This window comes from Streptomyces sp. NPDC014907 (assembly GCF_055562975.1).
In genome coordinates this window covers 35,294-58,960 of the sequence record NZ_JBVHEG010000001.1, presented here as the reverse complement: position 1 = coordinate 58,960, position 23,667 = coordinate 35,294, and the positions used below count along the sequence as shown (strand labels likewise).

Annotated in this window: 21 protein-coding genes; 13 read left to right on the top strand and 8 right to left on the bottom strand. The window is 74.6% G+C overall.

The annotated features are described in order from the left end of the window. Positions 1-7 precede the first annotated feature (7 nt). The 4 genes from ispG to ACZ3IL_RS00235 all read left to right on the top strand — a co-directional run bounded on the left by ispG (position 8) and on the right by ACZ3IL_RS00235 (position 4,560). The gene (gene ispG, locus ACZ3IL_RS00250; protein WP_467385333.1) at positions 8-1,165 is read left to right on the top strand and encodes a flavodoxin-dependent (E)-4-hydroxy-3-methylbut-2-enyl-diphosphate synthase; all 1,158 of its coding nucleotides are present in this window, start codon (positions 8-10) and stop codon (positions 1,163-1,165) included. Between the two features lie 142 nt (positions 1,166-1,307). Further along, positions 1,308-2,150 carry a GNAT family N-acetyltransferase gene (locus ACZ3IL_RS00245; RefSeq protein ID WP_467385332.1) on the top strand — a complete coding sequence of 281 codons (843 nt, stop codon included), beginning with the start codon at positions 1,308-1,310 and terminating at the stop codon, positions 2,148-2,150. A gap of 55 nt (positions 2,151-2,205) precedes the next feature. Beyond that, positions 2,206-2,751 carry a GNAT family N-acetyltransferase gene (locus ACZ3IL_RS00240; RefSeq protein ID WP_467385331.1) on the top strand — a complete coding sequence of 182 codons (546 nt, stop codon included), beginning with the start codon at positions 2,206-2,208 and terminating at the stop codon, positions 2,749-2,751. Positions 2,752-2,856: 105 nt separating this feature from the next. Further along, on the top strand, positions 2,857-4,560 hold the full coding sequence (locus ACZ3IL_RS00235) for a proline--tRNA ligase (RefSeq protein ID WP_467385330.1): 1,704 nt from the start codon (positions 2,857-2,859) through the stop codon (positions 4,558-4,560). A gap of 59 nt (positions 4,561-4,619) precedes the next feature. Here the strand turns inward: ACZ3IL_RS00235 and ACZ3IL_RS00230 are convergent, their stop codons facing one another. From ACZ3IL_RS00230 to ACZ3IL_RS00215, 4 genes are all read right to left on the bottom strand, one after another. Further along, positions 4,620-5,561 carry a slipin family protein gene (locus ACZ3IL_RS00230; RefSeq protein ID WP_467385329.1) on the bottom strand — a complete coding sequence of 314 codons (942 nt, stop codon included), beginning with the start codon at positions 5,559-5,561 and terminating at the stop codon, positions 4,620-4,622. A 235-nt stretch (positions 5,562-5,796) separates the two neighbouring features. Continuing rightward, positions 5,797-6,696 (bottom strand): aminoglycoside phosphotransferase family protein, encoded by a 900-nt coding sequence (locus tag ACZ3IL_RS00225; protein ID WP_467385328.1) that lies wholly within the window; start codon positions 6,694-6,696, stop codon positions 5,797-5,799. A gap of 31 nt (positions 6,697-6,727) precedes the next feature. Next, positions 6,728-7,144 carry a DUF4439 domain-containing protein gene (locus ACZ3IL_RS00220; protein ID WP_467385327.1) on the bottom strand — a complete coding sequence of 139 codons (417 nt, stop codon included), beginning with the start codon at positions 7,142-7,144 and terminating at the stop codon, positions 6,728-6,730. Then, positions 7,141-7,698 (bottom strand): hypothetical protein, encoded by a 558-nt coding sequence (locus ACZ3IL_RS00215; RefSeq protein ID WP_467385326.1) that lies wholly within the window; start codon positions 7,696-7,698, stop codon positions 7,141-7,143. Before ACZ3IL_RS00215 ends, ACZ3IL_RS00220 begins: the two co-directional genes overlap by 4 nt. Before the next feature lie 188 nt (positions 7,699-7,886). On the opposite strand from ACZ3IL_RS00215, the gene rimP reads away from it, so the two are divergent. The 9 genes from rimP (at position 7,887) to ACZ3IL_RS00170 (ending at position 19,644) form a co-directional block, all read left to right on the top strand. Next, a complete protein-coding gene (gene rimP / locus ACZ3IL_RS00210) occupies positions 7,887-8,384 on the top strand; it encodes a ribosome maturation factor RimP (RefSeq protein ID WP_467385325.1) in 498 nt (165 codons plus the stop codon). Positions 8,385-8,386: 2 nt separating this feature from the next. After that, on the top strand, positions 8,387-9,388 hold the full coding sequence (nusA, locus tag ACZ3IL_RS00205) for a transcription termination factor NusA (RefSeq protein WP_467385324.1): 1,002 nt from the start codon (positions 8,387-8,389) through the stop codon (positions 9,386-9,388). Between the two features lie 74 nt (positions 9,389-9,462). Continuing rightward, entirely contained in the window at positions 9,463-9,744 is a 282-nt protein-coding gene (locus ACZ3IL_RS00200) for a YlxR family protein (RefSeq protein WP_467385323.1), read from the top strand. A 147-nt stretch (positions 9,745-9,891) separates the two neighbouring features. Then, positions 9,892-12,981 (top strand): translation initiation factor IF-2, encoded by a 3,090-nt coding sequence (infB, locus tag ACZ3IL_RS00195; RefSeq protein ID WP_467385322.1) that lies wholly within the window; start codon positions 9,892-9,894, stop codon positions 12,979-12,981. Between the two features lie 138 nt (positions 12,982-13,119). Continuing rightward, on the top strand, positions 13,120-13,413 hold the full coding sequence (locus ACZ3IL_RS00190; RefSeq protein WP_467385321.1) for a DUF503 domain-containing protein: 294 nt from the start codon (positions 13,120-13,122) through the stop codon (positions 13,411-13,413). Positions 13,414-13,443: 30 nt separating this feature from the next. After that, positions 13,444-13,884, top strand: coding sequence for a 30S ribosome-binding factor RbfA (gene rbfA, locus ACZ3IL_RS00185; RefSeq protein ID WP_467385320.1), 441 nt, complete (start codon positions 13,444-13,446; stop codon positions 13,882-13,884). Beyond that, complete coding sequence (gene truB / locus ACZ3IL_RS00180; RefSeq protein WP_467385319.1) at positions 13,881-14,780, top strand: tRNA pseudouridine(55) synthase TruB; 900 nt, start codon at positions 13,881-13,883, stop codon at positions 14,778-14,780. Before rbfA ends, truB begins: the two co-directional genes overlap by 4 nt. 219 nt (positions 14,781-14,999) lie before the next feature. Beyond that, positions 15,000-18,644 carry a trypsin-like peptidase domain-containing protein gene (locus ACZ3IL_RS00175; protein ID WP_467385318.1) on the top strand — a complete coding sequence of 1,215 codons (3,645 nt, stop codon included), beginning with the start codon at positions 15,000-15,002 and terminating at the stop codon, positions 18,642-18,644. A 31-nt stretch (positions 18,645-18,675) separates the two neighbouring features. Next, positions 18,676-19,644, top strand: a complete 969-nt coding sequence (locus tag ACZ3IL_RS00170) for a bifunctional riboflavin kinase/FAD synthetase (RefSeq protein ID WP_467385317.1) — start codon at positions 18,676-18,678, stop codon at positions 19,642-19,644. Between the two features lie 28 nt (positions 19,645-19,672). Here ACZ3IL_RS00170 and ACZ3IL_RS00165 read toward each other — a convergent pair whose 3' ends face one another. The 4 genes from ACZ3IL_RS00165 to ACZ3IL_RS00150 are packed head-to-tail and all read right to left on the bottom strand — an operon-like array spanning position 19,673 to position 23,665. Beyond that, complete coding sequence (locus tag ACZ3IL_RS00165; protein WP_467385316.1) at positions 19,673-20,692, bottom strand: ABC transporter ATP-binding protein; 1,020 nt, start codon at positions 20,690-20,692, stop codon at positions 19,673-19,675. After that, a complete protein-coding gene (locus ACZ3IL_RS00160) occupies positions 20,689-21,654 on the bottom strand; it encodes an ABC transporter ATP-binding protein (protein WP_467385315.1) in 966 nt (321 codons plus the stop codon). Before ACZ3IL_RS00160 ends, ACZ3IL_RS00165 begins: the two co-directional genes overlap by 4 nt. Further along, a complete protein-coding gene (locus tag ACZ3IL_RS00155; RefSeq protein WP_467385314.1) occupies positions 21,651-22,628 on the bottom strand; it encodes an ABC transporter permease in 978 nt (325 codons plus the stop codon). The genes ACZ3IL_RS00160 and ACZ3IL_RS00155 overlap by 4 nt, the downstream gene beginning before the upstream one ends. Continuing rightward, on the bottom strand, positions 22,625-23,665 hold the full coding sequence (locus tag ACZ3IL_RS00150) for an ABC transporter permease (RefSeq protein WP_467385313.1): 1,041 nt from the start codon (positions 23,663-23,665) through the stop codon (positions 22,625-22,627). Before ACZ3IL_RS00150 ends, ACZ3IL_RS00155 begins: the two co-directional genes overlap by 4 nt. Positions 23,666-23,667: the final 2 nt, after the last annotated feature.

Genomic DNA, 23,667 nt, shown 5'->3' with positions numbered 1-23,667 from the left:
ACATCAGATGACCGCGATTTCTCTCGGTATCCCGACCGTCCCGACCCGGCTCGCCGAACGGCGCAAGAGCCGTCAGATCCAGGTCGGCAGCGTGGCCGTCGGCGGTGACGCTCCCGTCTCCGTGCAGTCGATGACCACCACCCGCACGTCCGACATCGGTGCCACGCTCCAGCAGATCGCCGAGCTGACGGCCTCCGGCTGCCAGATCGTGCGCGTGGCCTGCCCCACCCAGGACGACGCCGACGCCCTCGCCACGATCGCGAAGAAGTCGCAGATCCCCGTCATCGCCGACATCCACTTCCAGCCGAAGTACGTCTTCGCCGCCATCGACGCGGGCTGCGCCGCCGTCCGCGTCAACCCGGGCAACATCAAGCAGTTCGACGACAAGGTCAAGGAGATCGCCAGGGCGGCCTCCGACGCCGGCACGCCGATCCGCATCGGCGTCAACGCCGGCTCGCTCGACGCGCGGCTCCTCAGGAAGTACGGCAAGGCCACCCCCGAGGCGCTGGTCGAGTCCGCCCTGTGGGAGGCGTCCCTCTTCGAGGAGCACGGCTTCCGCGACATCAAGATCTCGGTCAAGCACAACGACCCGGTCGTCATGGTCGAGGCCTACCGCCAGCTCGCCGCCCAGTGCGACTACCCGCTGCACCTCGGCGTCACCGAGGCGGGCCCCGCCTTCCAGGGCACCATCAAGTCGGCCGTCGCCTTCGGCGCGCTGCTCTCGCAGGGCATCGGCGACACCATCCGCGTCTCGCTCTCCGCCCCGCCGGCCGAGGAGATCAAGGTCGGCATCCAGATCCTGGAGTCGCTGAACCTGCGCCAGCGGCGCCTGGAGATCGTCTCCTGCCCCTCCTGCGGCCGCGCCCAGGTCGACGTCTACAAGCTCGCCGAGGAGGTCACCGCCGGCCTCGACGGCATGACCGTCCCGCTGCGCGTCGCCGTCATGGGCTGCGTCGTCAACGGTCCCGGCGAGGCCCGCGAGGCCGACCTCGGCGTCGCCTCCGGCAACGGCAAGGGCCAGATCTTCGTCAAGGGCGAGGTCATCAAGACCGTCCCCGAGTCGAAGATCGTCGAGACCCTCATCGAGGAGGCGCTGAAGATCGCCGAGCAGATGGAGAAGGACGGCGTCGCCAGCGGCGAGCCGACGATCGCCGTCGCCGGCTGACCCGCCCGGACCGGGCGCCGAGGAGCCCCCGCGAAGCCCCGCCCCCGTCCCGGGGGGCGGGGCTTCCGCCGTCGGAGGCGCGCCCCGCGACCCTCCGGGTAAAGTGCGGTGAACCAGCGGAACCGCACGGTGAGGCCCCCTCGTGTTGACAGAGACCACCCGGGTCCTCGAACCCGCCGACCTCGGCGCCGCACTCGCCGTCCTGGAGAGCGCCCCCGTCGAGAACGCCTTCGTGACCGCCCGCGTCCAGGCCGCCGGACTCGACCCCTGGCGCCTCGGCGGCGAGATGTGGGGCTGGTACACGGAGGGGCGGCTGCGTTCGCTCTGCTACTCCGGCGCCAACCTGGTCCCGGTCTGCGCCACCCCCGGGGCCGTCCGCGCCTTCGCCGACCGGGCCCGCAGGACCGGCCGCCGCTGCTCGTCCATCGTCGGCCCCGCCGGGCCCACCGGCGAACTGTGGCGGCTCCTGGAACCGAGCTGGGGCCCCGCCAGGGACGTCCGCGCCAACCAGCCGCTCATGGTCGCCGAGGAACCCTCCGCCGCCGTCGAGCCCGACCCGCTGGTGCGCCGCGTCCGCAAGGACGAGATGGAGGCGATCATGCCCGCCTGCGTGGCCATGTTCACCGAGGAGGTCGGCGTCTCCCCGCTCGCCAACGACGGCGGCCTGCTCTACCAGGCCCGGGTCGCCGAACTCGTCGGCGCGGGCCGCTCCTTCGCCCGGATCGAGGACGGCAAGGTCGTCTTCAAGGCCGAGATCGGCGCCGCGACCCGCCAGGCCTGCCAGATCCAGGGCGTCTGGGTCGCTCCCGAACACCGGGGCAAGGGCCTCTCCGAGACCGGCATGGCCGCCGTCCTCCGGTACGCCCTGGCCGACGTCGCCCCCGTCGTGAGCCTGTACGTCAACGACTACAACCTGCCCGCCAGGGCCGCGTACCGGCGCGTCGGCTTCCGCGAGACCGGCGCCTTCACGAGCGTGCTCTTCTGAGCGCCGTCCCGGCACGTGCTGTGCCGGGAGGGGAGCCGCTTGTAGGGTGCGCCGCATGGATGACGCACAGATCGCGATCGGGCCGGTCGATCTCGCCGCCCGGGTGGACGAGGCCCTCGTCGTGCAGGCGGTCGCCTTCGGGCTGGACGCCGACGAGGTCGCCGTGCGCCGCCACATCGTGCTGCGCCACCTCCTCGTCCCCGGCGCCCGCGCCTACGGGGCCACCACCCCCGACGGGCGGCTCGTCGGCTTCGTGTACGGCATGCCCAACGACCGCACCCACTGGTGGTCCACCGTCGTGGAGCCGTACCTGCGCGCCACCGGCACCGCCGACTGGCTCGACGGCTCCTTCGCCATCACCGAACTCCACGTCCACCCCGGCTTCCAGGGCCGGGGCGCGGGCCGCGCGCTGATCACCACCCTCACCGACACCGCCGCCGAGCCGCGCTCGATCCTCTCCGCCATCGACACCGAGAGCCCGGCGCGGGGCCTCTACCGGTCCCTCGGCTACCGGGACCTCGCCCGCCGGGTGCACTTCCCGAGCGCCCCCCGCCCGTACGCGGTGATGGGCGCCCCGCTGCCGCTGGCGCGCCGGAACTGATTTCTCGTCCCCGGGGCCGCCCGGCTAACCTCGGGGCCATCACCTCCCCCAGGCTTCCGGCTCCGCCGGAGCGGGGGCCCCCAGCCCGGCAGGAGTACGAGAACCATGGCCAACGCACCGGTCCAGCGCATGTCGAAGTTGATGGCGAAGACGCTGCGCGACGACCCGGCGGACGCCGAGGTCCTCAGCCACAAGCTCCTCGTCCGCGCCGGATACGTGCGCCGCACCGCCGCCGGCGTCTGGAGCTGGCTGCCCCTCGGCAAGAGGGTGCTCTCCAACGTCGAGCGCGTCGTCCGCGAGGAGATGGACGCCATCGGCGCGCAGGAGGTCTCCCTGCCGGCCCTGCTGCCCCGCGAGCCCTACGACGCGACCGGCCGCTGGGACGAGTACGGCGCCGAGCTGTTCCGCCTCCAGGACCGCAAGGGCGGCGACTACCTCCTCGGCCCGACCCACGAGGAGATCTTCACCCTCCTGGTGAAGGACCAGGCGTCCTCCTACAAGGACCTGCCGGTCATCCTGTACCAGATCCAGAACAAGTTCCGCGACGAGGCCCGCCCCCGCGCCGGCATCCTGCGCGGCCGCGAGTTCCTGATGAAGGACTCGTACTCCTTCGACACGGAGGACGAGGGCCTCGCCCAGGCGTACGCCCTGCACCGCCAGGCCTACCAGCGGGTCTTCGAGCGCCTCGGCCTCGACTACCGCATCTGCGCCGCCACGGCGGGCGCGATGGGCGGCTCGAAGTCCGAGGAGTTCCTCGCCCCGGCCGAGGCCGGCGAGGACACCTTCGCCGACTGCCCGAACTGCGACTTCGCCGCCAACACCGAGGCGGTCTCCTTCCCCCTGAAGGCCGTGGACGGCTCGGCCGTGCCCGCCGCCGAGGAGATCCCCACCCCGGACACCCCGACCATCGAGACCCTCGCGGCCTCCCTCGGCGTCCCCGCCTCCGCCACCCTCAAGAACCTCCTGGTGAAGGTCGACGGCGAGATCGTCGCCGTGGGCGTCCCCGGCGACCGCGAGGTCGACCTCGGCAAGGTCGAGGCGCACTTCGCGCCGGCCACCGTCGAGATGGTCACCGAGGCCGACTTCGCCGGCCGCCCCGACCTCGTGCGCGGCTACGTCGGCCCGCAGGGCCTCGACAAGGTCACGTACGTCGCCGACCCGCGCGTGGCCCCGGGCACGGCCTGGATCACGGGCGCCAACAAGGAGCACACCCACGCGAAGAACGTGGTGGCCGGGCGCGACTTCGAGGTCACCGAGTACGTCGACGTGGTCGTCGTCGAGGAGGGCGACCCCTGCCCGAAGTGCGGCACCGGCCTCAAGCTGGACCGCGCCATCGAGATCGGCCACATCTTCCAGCTGGGCCGCAAGTACGCCGACGCCCTCAAGCTCGACGTCCTCGGCCAGAACGGCAAGCCGGTCCGCGTCACCATGGGCTCGTACGGCATCGGCGTCTCGCGCGCCGTGGCCGCCCTCGCCGAGCAGACCGCCGACGACAAGGGCCTGTGCTGGCCCGCCGAGGTCGCCCCGGCCGACGTCCACGTGGTCGCCGCCGGCAAGGCCCTCCAGACCGAACTGGCCCTGGAGGTCTCCGAGAAGCTGTCCGCCGCGGGCCTGCGCGTCCTGGTCGACGACCGCGCGGGCGTCTCCCCGGGCGTCAAGTTCACCGACGCGGAGCTGATCGGCGTCCCGAAGATCCTGGTCGCGGGCCGCCGTTCGGGCGAGGGCGTCGTGGAGCTGAAGGACCGCCGCACGGGCGAGCGCGAGGAGCTGACGGTGGACGAGGCGATCGCCCGCCTCACCACCGCGTAGCCGCCGGACGCGGGAGGGCCGGGACCTTTCGGGTCCCGGCCCTCCCGCGTTCCCGCTCCTCAGGCCCCGGCGCCGGCCCCGCCCTCGCGGGGCGCCGGTTCCACCGACGTGCCCGTCAGGTCCTCGATCGCGTCCTGCGCCGTCGCCCGCCCTCCCGGGCGCGCCTCGTCGAGCAGCGGCGGCACCTCCGGGGCCCGGCCCGCGTCCGGACCCGTGTCCGTGTGCGCGCCCGCCGGGGCTTCCGGCGTCGCCCGCTCCAGGAACCGCAGCAGTTCGACCGGGAACGGCAGGACCAGCGTCGAGTTCTTCTCCGCCGCCACCGCCACCACCGTCTGCAGCAGCCGCAGCTGGAGCGCCGCCGGCTGGTCCGACATCTCCGCCGCCGCCTCCGCCAGCTTCTTCGACGCCTGGAGCTCCGCGTCCGCGTTGATCACCCGCGCCCGCCGCTCCCGGTCCGCCTCCGCCTGCCGGGCCATCGAGCGCTTCATGGTCTCCGGCAGCGACACGTCCTTGATCTCCACCCGGTCGATGGCCACGCCCCAGCCCATCGCCGGGCTGTCGAGCATCAGCTCCAGCCCCTGGTTGAGCTGCTCCCGGTTGGACAGCAGGTCGTCGAGGTCGCTCTTGCCGATGATCGACCGCAGTGAGGTCTGCGCCATCTGCGAGACCGCGAACCGGTAGTCCTCCACCCGTACGAGGGCGTCCGCCGGGTCGATCACCTTGAAGTACACGACCGCGTCCACCCGCACCGTCACGTTGTCCCGCGTGATGCCCTCCTGCGCGGGCACCGGCATCGTGACGATCTGCATGTTCACCTTGTGCAGCCGGTCGACGAACGGGACGATCATGGTGAAGCCGGGCGGGCGCACCTGACCGCGCAGCCTGCCGAAGCGGAAGACGATCCCGCGCTCGTACTGCTTGACCACCCGCGCCGCCGCGCCCGCGTACACCGCCGCCGCCACACCCGCGCCGCCGACTGCCAGCAGCAGCTCTTCGATCATCACGGCTCCCTGGGGTCGAGCCACCCGGACGGGGCAAGGCCGAACGCCGAAGACCGGCGAACGTTACAAAAAGGGTATTCCCCCGCCACCCGTCCGCGAACGGCGTCCGCCGGTGGAACCTCGCCCGAACCCGAACCCGAACCCGAACCCGAACCCGAACCCGAACCCGGTCCGCTCCTGCCCGCCCCCGCCCCGGGAGCCGCCACCCGTCCGGAGGCCGCGCCCGCCCTGCGGACTACAGCCAGCTCGCGAACTCCAGAAGCAGCTCCGCGTCCTGCCGCCGCCCCGCCGTCAGCGCCCGCGTCCCCGACTCCACCGCCCGGAACAGGGTCCAGCCGCGCAGCCGCTCCCGGTCCACGTCCAGCGAGTCCGCCAGCTTGTTCACCCGCCGCCGGGCCACCGAGGCGCCCGCCGAGGCCGCCACCAGGTCCTCCACCCGGTCCCGTACGAGCCGGGCCAGGTCGTACGCGCGCTCGCCGACCAGCGGTTCGGGCCCCACGGCCAGCCAGGGCGCCCGGTCGCCGGCGAGGACCTTGCCCTGCCGGAAGTTGCCGTGCAGGAGCAGCGTCTCGCTCTCCCCGGCGACCAGCTCCTCGCGCGCCGCGAGGGCCGCCGCCGTGAGGCCGGAGACCGCCGCGTCCGCGCCGTGGCGCTCCATCGCCGGGACCTGCCGGGCCGTCCGCCCGGCCACCGACTCGAAGCCGTGGCCGGCCGGGGGCTCGACCCACAGCTTCCGCACGGTGCCCGCCGCCTCCAGGAGCGCCTTCGCCTCCGGCAGCGAGCGCAGCGACACCTCGGGGTGCAGCCGTTCGAGGACCAGTCCCTGGTCGCCGGCCTCCCCGAGCAGCCGCACCGCGCCCCAGCCGTCCCAGTGGGCGAGCGCGTCCCGTTCCCGGTCCGGCCGGGCGAACGGCGGCGCCACCTTGAGCGCGGCGGGGGAGCCGTCGGGGCGCCGGACGAGCACCACCAGGCTGCTCCGCCCGCCGGGGGCCACCACCCGTTCGGCGTCCAGGGAGCCCCGGTCGAGCGCGGCCCGCGCGTGCTCCGGCAGCCGTCCCAGCCACTCGGCCGCGGCGGTCTCCCCGTACGTCTCGCCGAGCACCCGGACGAGTCGCTGCGGCGGTTCGAAACCCATGCGTACGTTGTTCCTTCGGTCGGGGCGGGGCTCAGGCCCGCTCGGCGAGCCCAGGAAAGATTACGTCGGCGCCGCGCCAGCGCACGGCGCGTACCGCCGCCTCCCGCAGCGCGGCGGCCGCCTCGCGCCGGGCCGGTCCCTCGGTGGCCCTGACCAGGTCGGAGTAGACGGCGGCCACCCGGTCCTCCAGGACGGCGGCGAGCCGCACCGCGTCCGCCCGGTCCGCCACCCGGAACGGCAGCCCGTACGCCGCCTCCGCCGCCACCGGCGCCCCGCCGAGGTCCCGCACGGTCCGGCGCAGCGCGTCCCGGCGCGCCCGGTGGGCCTCGTACGCGGCCGCGGCCTCCGCCCGGCGTCCGGCGCCGACCCGGCCGCCGACGACCCCGTACCCGTACACCGCCGCGTGCTCGGCGGCCAGTGCCGCCTGGGTGGCGTCGAGGGCGCTCATGTCCGGGCTCCTTCGGTCAGCAGGTGGACGTGGACGGCGCCCGAGGCCGCCACCGAGGCGAGCAGCCGGGCGTACTCGGGAGGGGCGGCGAGCAGCGCGGCCGCGTGCCCGTCGGAGGCGGCGCGCTCGGCCGCCGCGAGCTGCCGGAGGGCCGCCGCGGGGTCGGCGGCCACCGGGACGCGGGCGGGGGGAGGGGACGCGGAGGCGGACGCCGGGGCGGAGCGGGAGGGGGCCGGGGAGGCCGCCACGGGTTCCGCCGCGCCCGTGCCGCCCTCGCCGAGGGCCCGCACGTGGGCCGCCACCGAGCGGCGCAGCGGGGTCAGCCGGGACGCCAGGGCCGGATGGGCGGCGAGCACCGCGTCGTAGCGCTCCAGCAGCCCGCGCGCGGTGGCCGCCGAGCGCGCCCGCAGTGCCGCCTCGGCACGCGCCTTCCGTTCGGCGGCGTCCGGCCGCCGGGGGCCGCCGTCCCCGCCCGGGGCGGTACAGCCCACCAGTGCCGCCGCTCCCGCCGCGGCTCCCGCCGCGAGGAGCGCGCGCCTGCCCGTCGTCGTCACGCCTTCTCCCTCGGCCGCCGTGCCCGTGTGCGAAGATCCGTCCGTGCGCGAAGACCGCCGGGATCGTCGCAGGCGAGCGTACCCGCGGGCCGCGGGCCGGTGGACGGCAACACCCTCCCGGACCGGATACCCTTTGGTTCTGACACGCGACGAACCACAACAGCACACGCGGCCGAGGAGTCACCCGGATGAGCACCCACCAGAGCGACAGGCTGCGCGGACTCATTGAGCCGCTCGTCCGCGAGAAGGACCTGGACCTGGAGGAGATCGAGGTCTCCCGGGCCGGCCGCCGCGGACTGCTGAGGGTCGTCGTCGACTCGGACGAGGGCGTGGAGCTGGACCTCTGTGCCGAGCTGAGCCGCGCGATCTCCGAGAAGCTGGACGAGACCGACGCGATGGGCGAGGGCGAGTACGTCCTCGAAGTCAGCTCCCCCGGCGCCGACCGCCCCCTCACCGAGCACCGCCACTACGTACGGGCCACCGGCCGGCTCGTCCGGTTCCAGCTCGCCGAGGACGGCGAGCTGGTCGCCCGGATCGTCGCCGTGGACGAGGACGGCCTCGACCTCGAGGTGCCGGGCGTGAAGGGGCGCAGGCCCACCGCCCGCCGGATCGGGTTCGCCGACGTCACCAGGGCGCGTGTCGAGATCGAGTTCAACCGCAAGGACAAGAAGGAAGAGGAGGCGTAGCCGTGGACATCGACGTGAAGCTGCTCAAGGGCTTGGCGCATGAGAAGGAGATCTCCTTCGACCTGCTGGTCGAGGCGATCGAGTCGGCCCTCCTCATCGCGTACCACCGCACCCCCGACGCCCGCCGCCACGCGCGCGTGGAGCTGGACCGGACCACCGGTCACGTCACCGTGTGGGCGAAGGAGGACCCCTCCGACCTGGAGGAGGGCCAGGAGCCCAAGGACTTCGACGACACCCCGTCCGACTTCGGCCGGATCGCGGCGAGCACCGCCCGCCAGGTCATCCAGCAGCGGCTGCGGGACGCAGAGAACGACGTGACGTTCGGCGAGTACGCGCGCCGCGAGGGCGACGTCGTCGCCGGTGTGGTGCAGCAGGGCAAGGACCCGAAGAACGTCCTGGTCAGGCTGGACGACAAGCTGGAGGCCATCCTCCCGGTGCAGGAGCAGGTGCCGGGCGAGGAGTACACCCACGGCCTGCGCCTGCGGACGTACGTCGTCCGGGTGGCCAAGGGCGTCCGCGGCCCCTCCGTCACCCTGTCGCGCACCCACCCCAACCTGGTGAAGAAGCTCTTCGCCCTGGAGGTGCCGGAGATCGCCGACGGTTCGGTGGAGATCTCGGCCATCGCCCGCGAGGCCGGCCACCGCACCAAGATCGCCGTCCGTGCCACCCGTTCGGGCCTGAACCCCAAGGGCGCCTGCATCGGCCCGATGGGCAGCCGCGTCCGCAACGTCATGGCGGAGCTGCTCGGCGAGAAGATCGACATCGTCGACTGGTCGGACGACCCGGCCGAGATGGTGGCGAACGCGCTCTCCCCGGCCCGGGTCTCCCGGGTCGAGGTCGTCGACATGGCCGCCCGCTCGGCCCGGGTGACGGTGCCGGACTACCAGCTCTCGCTCGCGATCGGCAAGGAGGGCCAGAACGCCCGCCTCGCCGCGCGCCTCACCGGCTGGCGGATCGACATCCGTCCGGACACCGAGCAGAGCGAGCAGGCCGACCGGGCCTGAGATCGTTTTTGGCCAACGACTGTTCGATTCTTGCCCCGATCGGGCGAGGTCGGTACGGGGAGGTAGACTTAATCGTGTCTGGCCGGACGCCCGCCCGCGCGTGCCCTGAGCGAACCTGTGTGGGATGCCGGGAGCGAGCGGCCAAGAGCGATCTGCTGCGGATCGCGATGAATAAGGACGAGTGTGTTCCGGATCATCGCGGTACGCTGCCCGGCCGGGGTGCGTACCTCCACCCCGCCGTGGTCTGCCTCGATCTGGCGGTCCGCCGCCGGGCGTTCCCGAGGGCCTTCCGGGTCCAGGGTCCGCTCGACACCGCGGCGCTCCGCCACCACGTCGAGCGACCGGCACAGCAGTGAAGAAGTACGGCACGGAACACCGTGCGGTCAGGTACCTCGCGAGTTGGAAGTAGGTCGAGATTGCGATGAGCACTCGATGAGTACGCGATGAGTACGCCCATGAAGTAGCGACGGTCCGGCGGTAACCGGACCTCACAAAGGAGCAAAGTGGCTAAGGTCCGGGTATACGAACTCGCCAAGGAGTTCGGTGTGGAGAGCAAGGTCGTCATGGCCAAGCTCCAAGAACTCGGTGAATTCGTCCGTTCGGCGTCCTCGACGATCGAGGCGCCGGTCGTGCGCAAGTTGACTGACGCTTTGCAGGGTCCCGGCGGCAACGCCGGCAAGACCGCTGCCAAGCCCGGCGCGCCCCGCAAGGCGGCGCCCGCCCCCGCCGCGCCGAAGCCGGCGCAGGCATCCCCCGCGCCGTCCCCGGCGCAGGGCACGCGTCCCGCCGCCCCGAAGCCTGGCGCGCCCACCCCGGCGCCCAAGCCCGCAGCGGCGGAGAAGCCCTCGACGCCGGCCGCCCCCGGCCCGCGTCCCACTCCGGGTCCGAAGCCCGCGGCCGCGCCGAAGCCGGCGCCGGCCTCCCCGGCTCCGACCACCCCGGAGTTCACCGCGCCCCCGTCGGCTCCCGCCGCCGGTCAGCAGCGTCCCGCCGGCGCGACCCCGGGCCCCCGCCCGGCCGCCCGTCCGGGCCAGCAGGCGCCCCGCCCCCAGGGCCAGGGCGCTCCGCGCCCCGGTGGCCAGCAGGCCCCCCGTCCGGGCGGTGCCCGTCCGGCCGGTCCCCGTCCGGGCAACAACCCCTTCACCTCGGGCGGCTCCACCGGCATGGCGCGCCCGCAGTCGCCGCGTCCGGGTGGCGGTGCCCCCCGTCCCGGCGGCTCCGGTGCCGTTCCGGGCGCCCCGCGTCCGCAGGGCGGCCCCGGCGGCGCACAGCGTTCCGGCGGCCCCGGCGCCCCGGGCGGCGCCCGTCCCACCCCCGGCGGCATGCCCCGTCCGCAGGCTCCCCGTCCCGGCGGCGCCCCCGGCGGCAACCGTCCGAACCCGGGCATGATGCCGCAGCGTCCCGCCGCGGGTCCGCGTCCCGGCCCCGGCGGCCGTGGTCCCGGTGGCCCCGGCGGCCGTCCCAGCGGTCCCGGCGGCGGCGGTCGTCCCGGCTTCACCGGTCGTCCGGCCGGCCCCGGCGGCGGTGGCGGCGGCTTCGCCGGCCGTCCCGGCGGTCCCGGTGGCGGCGGTGGCCGTCCGGGTGGTCCCGGCGGCGGTGGCGGCGGCTTCGGCGGTCGTCCCGGCGGCTTCGGCGGCCGTCCCGGCGGCCCGGGTGGCCGTGGTGGCACGCAGGGCGCCTTCGGCCGTCCCGGCGGTCCCGCGCGTCGCGGTCGCAAGTCGAAGCGTCAGAGGCGCCAGGAGTACGAGGCCATGCAGGCCCCGTCCGTGGGCGGCGTGATGCTGCCCCGCGGCCACGGCGAGACCATTCGCCTGTCGCGCGGTGCCTCCCTCACCGACTTCGCCGAGAAGATCGGCGCCAACCCGGCGTCGCTCGTCGCGGTGATGATGAACCTCGGCGAGATGGTCACGGCCACGCAGTCCGTCTCCGACGACACGCTGCAGATGCTCGGCGACGAGATGAACTACACCGTTCAGATCGTCAGCCCGGAGGAGGAGGACCGCGAGCTCCTCGAGTCCTTCGACATCGAGTTCGGCGAGGACGAGGGCGGTGAGGAGGCCCTGGTCTCCCGTCCGCCGGTCGTCACCGTCATGGGTCACGTCGACCACGGAAAGACCCGACTGCTCGACGCGATCCGCAAGACGAACGTCGTCGCGGGCGAGGCCGGTGGCATCACCCAGCACATCGGCGCCTACCAGGTGGGCACCGAGGTCAACGGCGAAGAGCGTCGCATCACCTTCATCGACACCCCGGGTCACGAGGCGTTCACCGCCATGCGTGCCCGTGGTGCGAAGTCGACCGACATCGCGATCCTCGTGGTCGCGGCCAACGACGGCGTCATGCCGCAGACGATCGAGGCGCTCAACCACGCCAAGGCCGCCGGCGTCCCGATCGTCGTCGCGGTCAACAAGATCGACGTCGAGGGCGCGGACCCGACCAAGGTCCGCGGTCAGCTGACCGAGTTCGGCCTGGTGGCCGAGGAGTACGGCGGCGACACGATGTTCGTCGACATCTCCGCCAAGCAGGGTCTGCACATCGACTCCCTGCTGGAGGCCGTCGTCCTCACCGCCGACGCCTCGCTCGACCTGCGGGCCAACCCGAACCAGGACGCGCAGGGCATCGCGATCGAGTCCCACCTCGACCGCGGCCGCGGTGCGGTCTCGACCGTCCTCGTCCAGCGCGGAACGCTGCGCATCGGCGACACCGTGGTGGTCGGCGACGCGTACGGCCGCGTCCGGGCGATGCTCGACGACAAGGGCAACAACGTCGAGGAGGCGACCCCGTCGACTCCCGTCCTGGTGCTCGGTCTCACCAACGTCCCGGGTGCCGGCGACAACCTCCTGGTGGTCGACGAGGACCGCACGGCGCGTCAGATCGCCGAGAAGCGCGCCGCCCGCGAGCGCAACGCGGCCTTCGCCAAGCGCGTCCGCCGGGTGTCCCTCGAGGACCTCGACAAGGTGCTCAAGGCCGGTCTCGTCCAGGAACTCAACCTCATCATCAAGGGCGACGCGTCCGGTGCGGTCGAGGCCCTGGAGTCCTCGCTGCTCCAGCTCGACGTCGGCGAGGAGGTCGACATCCGCGTCCTGCACCGCGGTGTGGGTGCGGTCACCGAGTCGGACATCGACCTGGCCATGGGCTCCGACGCCATCGTCATCGGCTACAACGTCCGCGCGGCCGGCCGTGCCGCGCAGATGGCGGAGCGCGAGGGCGTCGACGTCCGGTACTACTCGGTCATCTACCAGGCGATCGAGGAGATCGAGGCGGCGCTCAAGGGCCTCCTCAAGCCGGAGTACGAAGAGGTCGAGCTCGGTACGGCGGAGATCCGCGAGGTCTTCCGCTCGTCCAAGCTGGGCAACATCGCCGGTGTCCTCATCCGCTCCGGCGAGGTCAGGCGCAACACCAAGGCGCGCCTCGTCCGCGACGGCAAGGTCATCGCCGAGGACCTCACGATCCACGGTCTGCGCCGCTTCAAGGACGACGTCACCGAGATCCGCGAAGGCTTCGAGGGCGGTATCAACCTCGGAAACTTCAACGACATCAAGGTCGACGACGTCATCGCGACGTACGAGATGCGCGAGAAGCCGCGCGCCTGATCGCAGCAGTGAGCAGGGGCCGGTCGGCGGAACTTATTCCGTCGATCGGCCCCGGCCGTTGCGTGTACGGTTCCTGGTGTACCCACCCCGTGACGGGCGGGACCACTGAACCCGAACCGGCGGGACATCCGGACACACATGTACGTGGGGACACTGTCCTTCGATCTGCTCCTCGGCGACGTACGTTCGTTGAAGGAGAAACGCTCCGTCGTCAGGCCGATCGTCGCCGAACTCCAGCGCAAGTTCGGGGTGAGCGTGGCGGAGGTGGGCGGCCAGGACCTCCACCGGCGGGCCGAGATCGGCGTCGCGATGGTGACGGGGGACCCGGGACACCTCAGCGACGTGCTGGACCGGTGCGAGCGGCTCGTCGCCGCCCGGCCGGAGGTGGAGCTGCTGTCGGTGCGCCGCAGGCTCCACACTGATGAAGACTGATTTGAGCAAGGCGAAGAAGGAGAAGGACCAGTGGCCGACAACGCGCGGGCGAAGAAGCTGGCAGACCTCATCCGGGAGGTGGTCGCCGAGAAGCTGCAGCGCGGCATCAAGGACCCCCGCCTGGGTACGCACGTGACCATCACGGACACCCGTGTCACCGGCGACCTGCGGGAGGCCACGGTCTTCTACACGGTCTACGGGGACGACGAGGACCGTGCGAGCGCCGCGGCCGGCCTGGAGAGCGCCAAGGGCATCCTCCGCTCGGCCGTGGGCCGGGCGGCGGGCACCAAGTTCACCCCGACGCTCGCCTTCGTGGCCGACGCGCTCCCGGAGAACGCCAAGACGATCGAGGACCTCCTCGACAAGGCGCGCGCCTCCGACGCCCAGGTGCGGGAGGCGTCCTCGGGCGCCGCCTTCGCGGGCGAAGCCGACCCCTACAAGAAGCCGGGCGAGGACGAAACCGCCGAATGAGCACCGCACCCCCCACGCCCGACGGCCTCGTCATCGTCGACAAGCCGCCGGGCTTCACTTCGCACGACGTCGTGGCCAAGATGCGCGGGATCGCCAGGACCCGCCGCGTCGGCCACGCCGGAACGCTCGACCCCATGGCGACGGGCGTCCTCGTCCTCGGCGTGGAGCGGGCGACCAAGCTGCTCGGTCACCTCGCGCTGACCGAGAAGGAGTACCTGGGCACCATCCGCCTGGGCCAGACCACGGTCACCGACGACGCCGAGGGCGAGATCACGGCGTCGGCCGACGCGTCGAAGGTCACCCGCGAGCAGATCGACGCCGGTGTGGCGGAGCTGACCGGCGCCCTCATGCAGGTGCCGTCGAAGGTCTCCGCCATCAAGATCGACGGCAAGCGGTCCTACGCGCGGGTGCGCGGCGGCGAGGAGTTCGAGATCCCGGCCCGTCCGGTCACCGTCTCCTCCTTCCGCGTGTACGACGTCCGCGAGGCCGTCGCCGAGGACGGCACCCCGGTCGTGGACCTGGTCGTCTCGGTGGTCTGCTCCTCCGGTACGTACATCCGGGCGCTCGCCCGGGACCTCGGCGCGGGGCTCGGCGTGGGCGGTCACCTGACCGCGCTGCGCCGCACCCGCGTCGGCCCGTACAAGCTGGACGCGGCCAGGACCCTGGACCAGCTCCAGGAGGAGCTGACGGTCATGCCGGTCGCGGACGCGGCCTCGGCGGCGTTCCCGCGCTGGGACGTCGACGAGAAGCGGGCCCGGCTGCTGCTCAACGGCGTCCGCCTGGAGATGCCGGAGTACCCGAAGGGTCCCGTCGCGGTCTTCGGGCCGGAGGGGAAGCTGCTCGCGCTGGTCGAGGACCAGCGGGGCAAGGCCAAGAGCCTCGCCGTCTTCGGCTGAAAGGCGACCCGGGGCCGGCGGTCCCGTGAAGGGGGTGGGCACGCGCGCGTGCCCACCCCCTTCGCCTTCCCCGGCGTTCCCCCGGCGGGAGCCCGTCCGCCCCCGGGTCACGGAAGTTCACCCCACCGGGCGGGCGCTCGGGGCGAAAGGGGAGTGAAAGGGGGCGCGTTACGCGCCGTGCGCCGTTCGGTGATCACCGGCGGGCTTACCGTCGTCACCATGGGACGCGGGGACCTGGCGACGCTGGTGCGGATCTGCGATCCGGCGGGCCGGTCGCGCGGCACCGGCTTCCTCGCCGACCACCACGGAACGGTCGTCACCAGCCACGAAGCCGTCGACGGACTCGGACGCGTCCTGCTGCGCGCTCCCGGCGACCGGAGCTGGCTCGCGGAGGCGGAGGCCGTCACCCCCCTCCCGGAGAGCGGCCTCGCGCTCGTCCGCAGCGAAGGACTCGGCGTCCGCCCGCTGCCGCTCGCGACCCGCGCCGAGATCGAGCCCGGCACCTACGTCCGGATCGAGGCCCACGGCTGGCGCGAGGCCCGCGTCCTCGGCCCCGCCGCCGTCACGTACACCGCGTCCGACCGCTTCCACGACCTCGACGACGCCCTGGAACTCGCCATCGGCACCGAGGGCGCCGAGGCGCTCCGCCGGGGCGGACAGGCCGCCGGCGGCCCCGTCCTCGACACCACCACCGGCACCGTCCTCGCCGTCCTCGGCACCGCCCTCCACGGAGCCAGGCCGACCGCCGGATACGCGGTCCCGCTCCGGCCCGCCGGCCCACTCACCGAACTGCTGCGGCGCAACGCCGCCACCGTCCCCGCCTACGGGCCCGACCTCAACCTCGCCGGAATCCTGGAGCTGACCGCCACCTCCACCGGGCCCGCGAGCGCCCCCGACCCGTGGCCCGAACCCGTCGAACGCACCGGGTGCGCCCGCGAACTCGACCGCTTCACCACCGGACACGCCCCCGTCCTCGCCCTGGTCGGCGCGCCCGGCACCGGCCGCACCACCGCCCTCGCCGCGCTCTGCGACCGCCGCGCCCGGGGCGCCGAACCGGCCCCCACCGTCCGGCTGCGCGGTGCCGACCTGCGCGCCGGGGACCGCTCCCTCGCCGACGCCGTCGGCCGGGCCCTGCACCAGGCCGGCCGGATCGTCGCCGCCTCCGGGGCGCCCGGCGACACCACCGCCGCGACCCCCGAACGGGCCGCCGCCCTCGCCCGGGAGGCCGGCCGGCCGCTCCTCGTCGTCCTCGACGGCCCCGAGGAGATGCCCCCGCTCCTCGCCCACCGGCTGCCCGCCTGGACCACCGCCACCGAACGCTGGCTCCGCGCCCACGAGGTCCGGCTCGTCACCGCCTGCCGCCCCGAGCACTGGGAGCGGGCCGGCGCGCTCTACGGCCCCGACGCCCTGCACCGGCCCGCCGCGCCGGCCGGGGGAGGACTGCCCGCCGCCGTCGTCCTCGGCCCGTACACCGAGGAGGAGGCCCGGGCCGTGCGCCGGGGGTACGGGCTCGGGGAGAAGGACCTCGCCGAGGCGGACGCCCGGCACCCGCTCGCCCTGCGGCTGCTCGCCGAGGTCCGGGCCGCGCTGCCCGGGGAGGTGCCGGGACGGCCCTGCCGCGAGGAGATCTTCACCGCCCACCTGGACCTGATGTGCCTGCGGATCGCCGTCCGGATCGCCGCCGGGTCCCGCCCCCTCGTCCGGGGGACCGCCGTCCGCCGGCTCGCCGCGCGCGTCACCGGCCGGGTCCACGAGGCGGCCCGCCGGTGCCTCGGCCCCGGCCACGGCGTCCTCGACCGGGCCTCCTTCGAGGAACTGTTCCCCTGGCGCGAGGGGTGGGCCCCGGCCGTCCTCACCGAGGGCCTGCTCGTCCCGGCGGGGTCCGGCTACCGCTTCGCCCACGAGGAGCCCGCCGACTGGCTCCAGGCCGCCCACCTCGACCTGGACACGGCCCTGCACGCCCTGGTCCACGCCCACCACGAGGCACCGGCGGCCCCCGGCCCCGCCGGCCCGACCCGCCCGGACACGGACCCCGCGGCCCCGGGCCCCGCCGGACCCGAAGCGGACGGCCCGGGCCCCGCGGCCCCGGGCCCCGCGGGCCCGGCCTCCGCCGGACCGGAGACGGGCCCGGACCCCGCCGGCCCGGTCGGCCGTCACCGGGCGGGAACGGACGCCCCCGGCCCCGCCGCGCCCCCGCGACGGGACGCCGCCTCCCCGGAAGGAGCGGGCGGGCAGCCGCCCGTGCCCCGGCACCGGATCGGCCCCGTCCTCCAGGCGCTCCTGCTGCTGCACCGGGAGCACGGACCGGCCGGGCTCGCGCCCAGGCTCGCCGCGCTCGTGGAGGCACTGGCCGCGTTCGCGGACGCCGACCGGAACGGGGACGGCGCCTGGTGGGCCGCGCGGCTCCTCGGGGAGAGCGTCCGGCGGCTGCCGGACCAGCGGCCCTACCTGCCCGTCCTGCGGCTGCTCGCCGACCGGATCGGCGCCCGCCCGGCGCGGCCCCCCGTCTTCGCCGCCTTCGGGCCGGAGTTCTGGCGGGGCCTCGCGCTCGGGGAGGACGAACGGATCGACCTGCTCCGGCGGCTCGTCCCCGCCGACCCGCCGGACGGCGAACGCTGCCTCGACGCCGTCGCGGAGATGCTCGCCGCCGACCCCCGGGGCGTCCAGCCGCTCCTGTGCCGCTGGTTCGGCGACGAGAGGCCGCTGCCCGCCGCCCCGCACGCCACCGTCGCCACCACGGCCCAGGCCCTCCTCCATACCCACCGGCGGCTCGCCGTGGACGACCTGTGCGAGGCGCTGGTCGCCACCGCGCACCCGCTCGCCGAAGGCCTCCTCGGCGCGCTCGCCGGGGACGAGACCTCCGCCCTCTGCCGGGCCGTCGACCGCTGGGCCCACGACGACGGGCGTCCGGAGCGACGGGTCGCCGCCGCCGCGTACGGACACCTGGCCGCCGGCCGCGCCACCGCCCCCGCCGACCGCGAACTCCTCCGCTACGCCGCCCTCGCGCTGCTCGCCCGCCCCGGCGACCGGGCCCTGCACGGCGCCGCCCTCGGCCTCCTGATCCGCGACCCGGACACCCGCGCCGACCACCTGCCCCGCGCCCGCACCGAGCCCGGCGTCCCCCTGGACGCCCTCCTCGCCGCGCTCCCCACCCACCCCGAACCGGTCCTCGACGCCCTCGGGGCCCGGCTCGACGGTCCCGGCGCCACACCGGCCGCCGTGCTGCGGGCCCTCGCCGGGATCGACACGCCCTCCCTCGCCCGCCGCGTCGCCGTCCTCGTCCGCGACCACGCCCTGCGCCACCCCGGGGACGCCCCGCACGTCGCCGCCTTCGTGGACCGCAGGCTGGAGGACGGGCCGGAGGCCAGGGCCGTCCTCCACCCCCTGGTCGCCGGCCTGATCCGGGGCCGCCCCGCCGCCCTCCGGCGCGCCCTCGCCCCGGTCCTCGCCGCCCCCGGCACCGGCGCCTCCCGCCACCTGCGGGCCGAACTGCTCGACGTGCTCCTGGAGCACGAGCGGTACGAGGCCGACACCGGCGAGCTGTCCGTCCTGGAAGCCCTCCTGGAGGCCGCCGCCGAGGGCGCCGAGCGGCGCAGCGAGCCCCGCACCCGGCAGCTCACCCACCGGACCGGGCTCCTGTACCTCCGCACCCCCGAAGGCCCGGGGAGGCTCGACCGGACCCTGGCCGCGCTCGTCCACGAGCGGCCCGTCTTCACCGAACTCCTCGGCGGCTGGATCGTCGCCGCTCCCGGCGACTGGGCGCCCCTGCTCGGCATCGAGACCCTGGACGCGCTGCGGAGCCCCGGCACCCCCATGCCGATGCGTGCGGGCGGGCGGGGGCATGGCAGTCTTAGACCTGCTTAATCGGCGAACAGGCGGACGAGGAGCGGTCACAGTGCAGCGCTGGCGTGGCTTGGAGGACATCCCCCAGGACTGGGGGCGCAGCGTCGTCACCATCGGCTCCTACGACGGGGTGCACCGAGGACACCAGCTGATCATCGGACGCGCCGTCGAGCGCGCCCGCGAGCTGGGCGTCCCCTCCGTCGTGGTCACCTTCGACCCGCACCCCTCCGAGGTCGTGCGGCCCGGCAGCCATCCGCCGCTGCTCGCCCCGCACCACCGGCGCGCCGAGCTGATCGCCGGGCTCGGGGTGGACGCGGTGCTCGTGCTGCCGTTCACCGCCGGGTTCTCCCAGCTCTCCCCGGCCGACTTCATCGTCAAGGTCCTCGTCGACAAGCTGCACGCCAGGGCCGTCATCGAGGGCCCCAACTTCCGCTTCGGCCACCGGGCGGCGGGCGACGTCGGCTTCCTGGCCGAACTCGGCGCCACCTACGACTACGAGGTCGAGGTCGTCGACCTGTACGTCAGCGGCAACGCGGGCGGCGGCGAGCCCTTCTCCTCCACCCTCACCCGCCGGCTGGTCGCCGAGGGCGACGTGACGGGCGCGGCCGAGATCCTGGGCCGTCCGCACCGCGTCGAGGGCGTCGTGGTCCGGGGCGCCCAGCGCGGCCGCGAACTCGGTTTCCCGACGGCCAACGTCGAGACCCTGCCGCACACCGCGGTCCCGGCGGACGGCGTCTACGCCGGCTGGCTGACGGCCGCCGGGGAGCGGATGCCGGCGGCCATCTCGGTCGGCACGAACCCGCAGTTCGACGGGGTCGAGCGGACCGTCGAGGCGTACGCGATCGACCGCGAGGGGCTCGATCTGTACGGGCTGCACGCGGCCGTCGACTTCCTGGCGTACGTGCGCGGCATGCTGAGGTTCGACACCCTGGACGGCCTGCTCCGGGCGATGGCGGACGACGTGCGGCGCTGCCGCGAACTGACGGAGGAGTACGACCGGGAGCACCCGCGCCGGGACTGACCCGGCGGCCCGCCCCCGGCCGCACCGCTCACCCCGTCTCCGCCCTTCCCGCCCAGTGGCAGGCCGCCGCGCCGTCCCCGCCGCCGCCCAGGACCGGCGGGTCCTCGCCCCGGCAGCGGTCCGCGACCGCCGCCGCCGCGCCCGAGGCGAGGACGTGGCAGCGGGCGTGGAAGCGGCAGCCGGAGGGGACGCGGGACGGGTCCGGGGGCTCGCCGGCCAGCACCACCGGGGTGCCGCCGGACTCCGGGAGCACCGACAGCAGCGCCTGCGTGTAGGGGTGCCGGGGAGCCGTCAGCACGGACTCCACCGGGCCCGTCTCCACGATCCGCCCCAGGTACATCACCGCCACCCGGTCCGCGATGTTCCACGCGAGTCCCAGATCGTGCGTCACCACCAGGGCGGACAGGCCGAGTTCGTCCCGCAGGCGCAGCAGCAGCGCCAGGATCTCGCCCCGTACGGACGCGTCCAGGGAGGCCACCGGCTCGTCCGCGACGATCAGTTCGGGTTCCAGGACCAGGGCGCCCGCGATGACCACCCGCTGCCGCTGCCCGCCGGACAGCTCGTGCGGATACCGCAGGAAGAAGCGTTCCGGTGGTCGCAGTCCGGCTCGCGCGAGGGCCCCGGAGACGGCGGCCCGCTCGTCCCCCGCGTACCCGTGGACGCGCAGCCCCTCCGCCACCGCCTCGTACACGGTGTGCCGGGGGTTCAGCGAACCGCTCGGGTCCTGGAGGACGAGCTGCGCCCGCTTCCGGTAGGCCCTGAGCGCCCGGGGGGAGTACGCCAGCGGCCTCCCGTCGAAGGCGACCGTCCCCGACGCCGGCCTGACCAGGCCGAGCAGGGAGCGGGCCAGCGTCGTCTTGCCGCAGCCCGACTCCCCGACGAGGGCGACGATCTCACCCGCGCCGACGTCCAGGTCCACGCCGTCCACCGCGCGCGCGGGCGGCGCGCCCCGCCGCCCCGGGAAGACGACGCGCAGTCCGCGCGCCGAGAGCAGCGGTCCCGGCGGGGACGGCACCGGCGGAGATCCGGCCCGGGACACGGCGTTCACGGTGTGCTCCCCACGTGTACGCAGGCGGCCCGGCGCCCCGCGCCCGCCTCCCGCAGTTCCTGGTCGGTCCCCGCGCAGGAGTCCAGCGCCACCGGGCAGCGCGGGTGGAAGACACAGCCGCCCGGCAGGCGCGCCGGGTCCGGCGGATCGCCCGGCAGACCGCGCGGCGCCCGCCGGGACGCGGGGTCCCCGATGCGGGGGAACGCCGAGGACAGCGCCCGCCCGTAGGGGTGCGCGGCCTCCTCGTACACCGCCCGCGCCGGCCCCTCCTCGACGATCCGGCCCGCGTACATCACGGCGAGCCGGTCGCAGGTGTCGGCGAGGACCGCCAGGTCGTGGCTGATCATCAGGAGCCCGAGGGACCGTTCGGTGACCAGGCCCTCGATCAGCCGCAGGATCTGCGCCTGGATCATCACGTCGAGGGCGGTCGTCGGCTCGTCCGCGACGATCAGCCGGGGGTCGCAGGCCAGCGCCATCGCGATCATCACGCGCTGCCGCTGCCCGCCGGACAGCTCGTGCGGGTGGGCGGCGGCGCGCGCGGCGGGCAGGCCGACCTGTTCGAGGAGTTCCCCGGCCCGCCTCCGGGCCGCCGCCGGGGTCGCCAGGCCGTGCACGAGCATCGGCTCCGCGATCTGGTCCCCGATCCGCCGCACGGCGTTCAGCGAGTGCATCGCGCCCTGGAAGACGATCGACGCGCCCGCCCAGCGCACGGCCCGGAGACGTCCCCACGACATCGCCAGGACGTCCTCGCCGTCGAGCAGGATCTCGCCCTCCGTACGCGCCGGGGGCGGAAGGAGCCGCAGCAGGGCGAGGGCGAGCGTGGACTTGCCGCAGCCGGACTCGCCGGCCACGCCCAGCCTGGTCCCCGCCTCCAGGGACAGGTCGACCCCGCGCACGGCGGGCACGGCCGCCGCGCCCGTCCCGTACGTCACCCTGAGGCCCCGCACTTCCAGGAGGCTCATCGCCCCACCCCCAGCTTCGGGTTGAGCACGGACTCGACGGCCCGGCCGCACAGCGTGAAGGCGAGCGCGACGAGCGCGATCGCGACGCCGGGCGGAGCCAGGTACCACCAGTGCCCGGAGGAGACCGCGCCGGCCTCGCGCGCGTCCTGGAGCATCCCGCCCCAGGAGACCACCGTCGGGTCGCCCAGGCCCAGGAAGGCGAGGGTGGCCTCGGTGAGGATGGCGGCCGAGATGCCGAGCGTGGTCTGCGCGAGGACCAGCGGCATCACGTTCGGCAGCACGTGCCGGGTCATGACGTGCCGGTGGCCGCCGCCGAGCGCCACCGCCCGCTCGATGTACGGGCGGGACTCCACCGCGATCGTCTGCGCCCGCACCAGGCGGGCGGTGGTCGGCCACGAGGTCACCCCGATCGCCAGGACCACCGTCCACAGCGAGCGGGACATCACGGTGGCGAGCACGATCGCCAGGACCAGCGTCGGCATCACCAGGAACCAGTCGGTGATCCGCATGACGACGGTCGAGAACCAGCCGCCGTAGTGCCCGGCGACGATCCCGACCAGGGTGCCGATGGCGACCGAGAGGGCCGCCGCGAGCAGCCCGACGAGCAGCGAGACCCGCGCCCCCCAGAGCAGCAGCCCGAGCAGCGGACGCCCGAACCGGTCGGTGCCGAGCGGGAACGCGGCGCTCGGCGGCTCCAGGGCCGTGCCCGGCGCCTTCGTCACCGACTGCACGTCCGCGCCCACGAGCAGCGGGGCGGCGAGCGCGAGCAGGGCGATCAGGACGAGCCCGGCGAGCCCGTACAGCCCGGCGCGGTGGGCGCGGTACCGCTTCCAGAAGCGGACCGCCGAGGCCTTGCGGCGCTGCCGGGCGAGGGAGGCCGCCGAGGGCGGCTTCCGCGCGGGTCCGGGGGAGACGGCGGGGGGCGGTTCCAGGGGTTCCGGCGCGGGGGTCGCGGAGGTCGTGGAGGAGGTCATCGGCCCACCCGGGGATCGAGCAGCGGATAGAGCAGGTCGGCGAGCAGGTTCATCAGGATCATCGCCCCGGCGAAGACCACGAACAGGCCCTGCACCAGGGGCAGGTCGGGCACGCTGAGCGCCTGGTAGAAGAGGCCGCCGAGCCCCGGCCAGGAGAACACCGTCTCCACCAGGATCGAACCGGCCGCCACGTGGCCCAGGTTGATGAAGACCATGGTCACCGTCGGGAGCAGCGCGTTCGGCACGGCGTGCCTGCGGCGCACCAGGTCGTCCCGCAGCCCCTTCGCCCGCGCCGTCGTCAGGTAGTCGCCGCCCATCTCGTCCAGGAGCGAGGAGCGCATCACCAGCAGCGTCTGCGCGTAGCCGACCGCCACCAGGGTCACCACCGGCAGGACCAGGTGGTGGGCGACGTCCAGGACGTACGCGGCGCCGGTCTCGCCCGTTCCCGACTCCATGCCGCCGGTCGGGAAGAGCCCGGGGACCGGGCCCGTGCCGACCGAGAAGACGATGATGAGGAGCAGACCGAGCCAGAAGGACGGCACCGACCACAGGGTCAGGGCGATCCCGGTGTTCAGCCTGTCCCCGAGGCCGCCGTGGCGCCAGGCCGAGCGGGTGCCGAGCCAGAGCCCGAGCGCCGAGTAGATCACCACGGCGACCCCGGTGAGCAGCAGCGTCGCCGGCAGCTTCTCCCCGATCAGCTCCCCGACGGGGGCGTGGAACTGGAACGAGGTGCCGAGGTCGCCCGTCAGGGCCTTCGCGCAGTAGTCGGCGAACTGCTGCCAGAGCGGCAGATCGAGCCCGAACTGCCTTCTCAATGTCGCCAGTTGGGCGGCCGAGGTCGGCACGCCGTGGGTCATCGCCCTCACCGGGTCGCCGGGGACGATCCGGAACAGGAAGAAGCTGGTGACGAGCACGGCGAGGAGCGAGACGAACGCGCCGCCCAGCTTCCCCGCCGCGTGGCGGAGGTAGCCGGGGGAGACGCCGGTGCGGGCCCCGCCGGCCCGCACCGCGCCGGCGGAGGTGCTTGTCGTCGTCACCG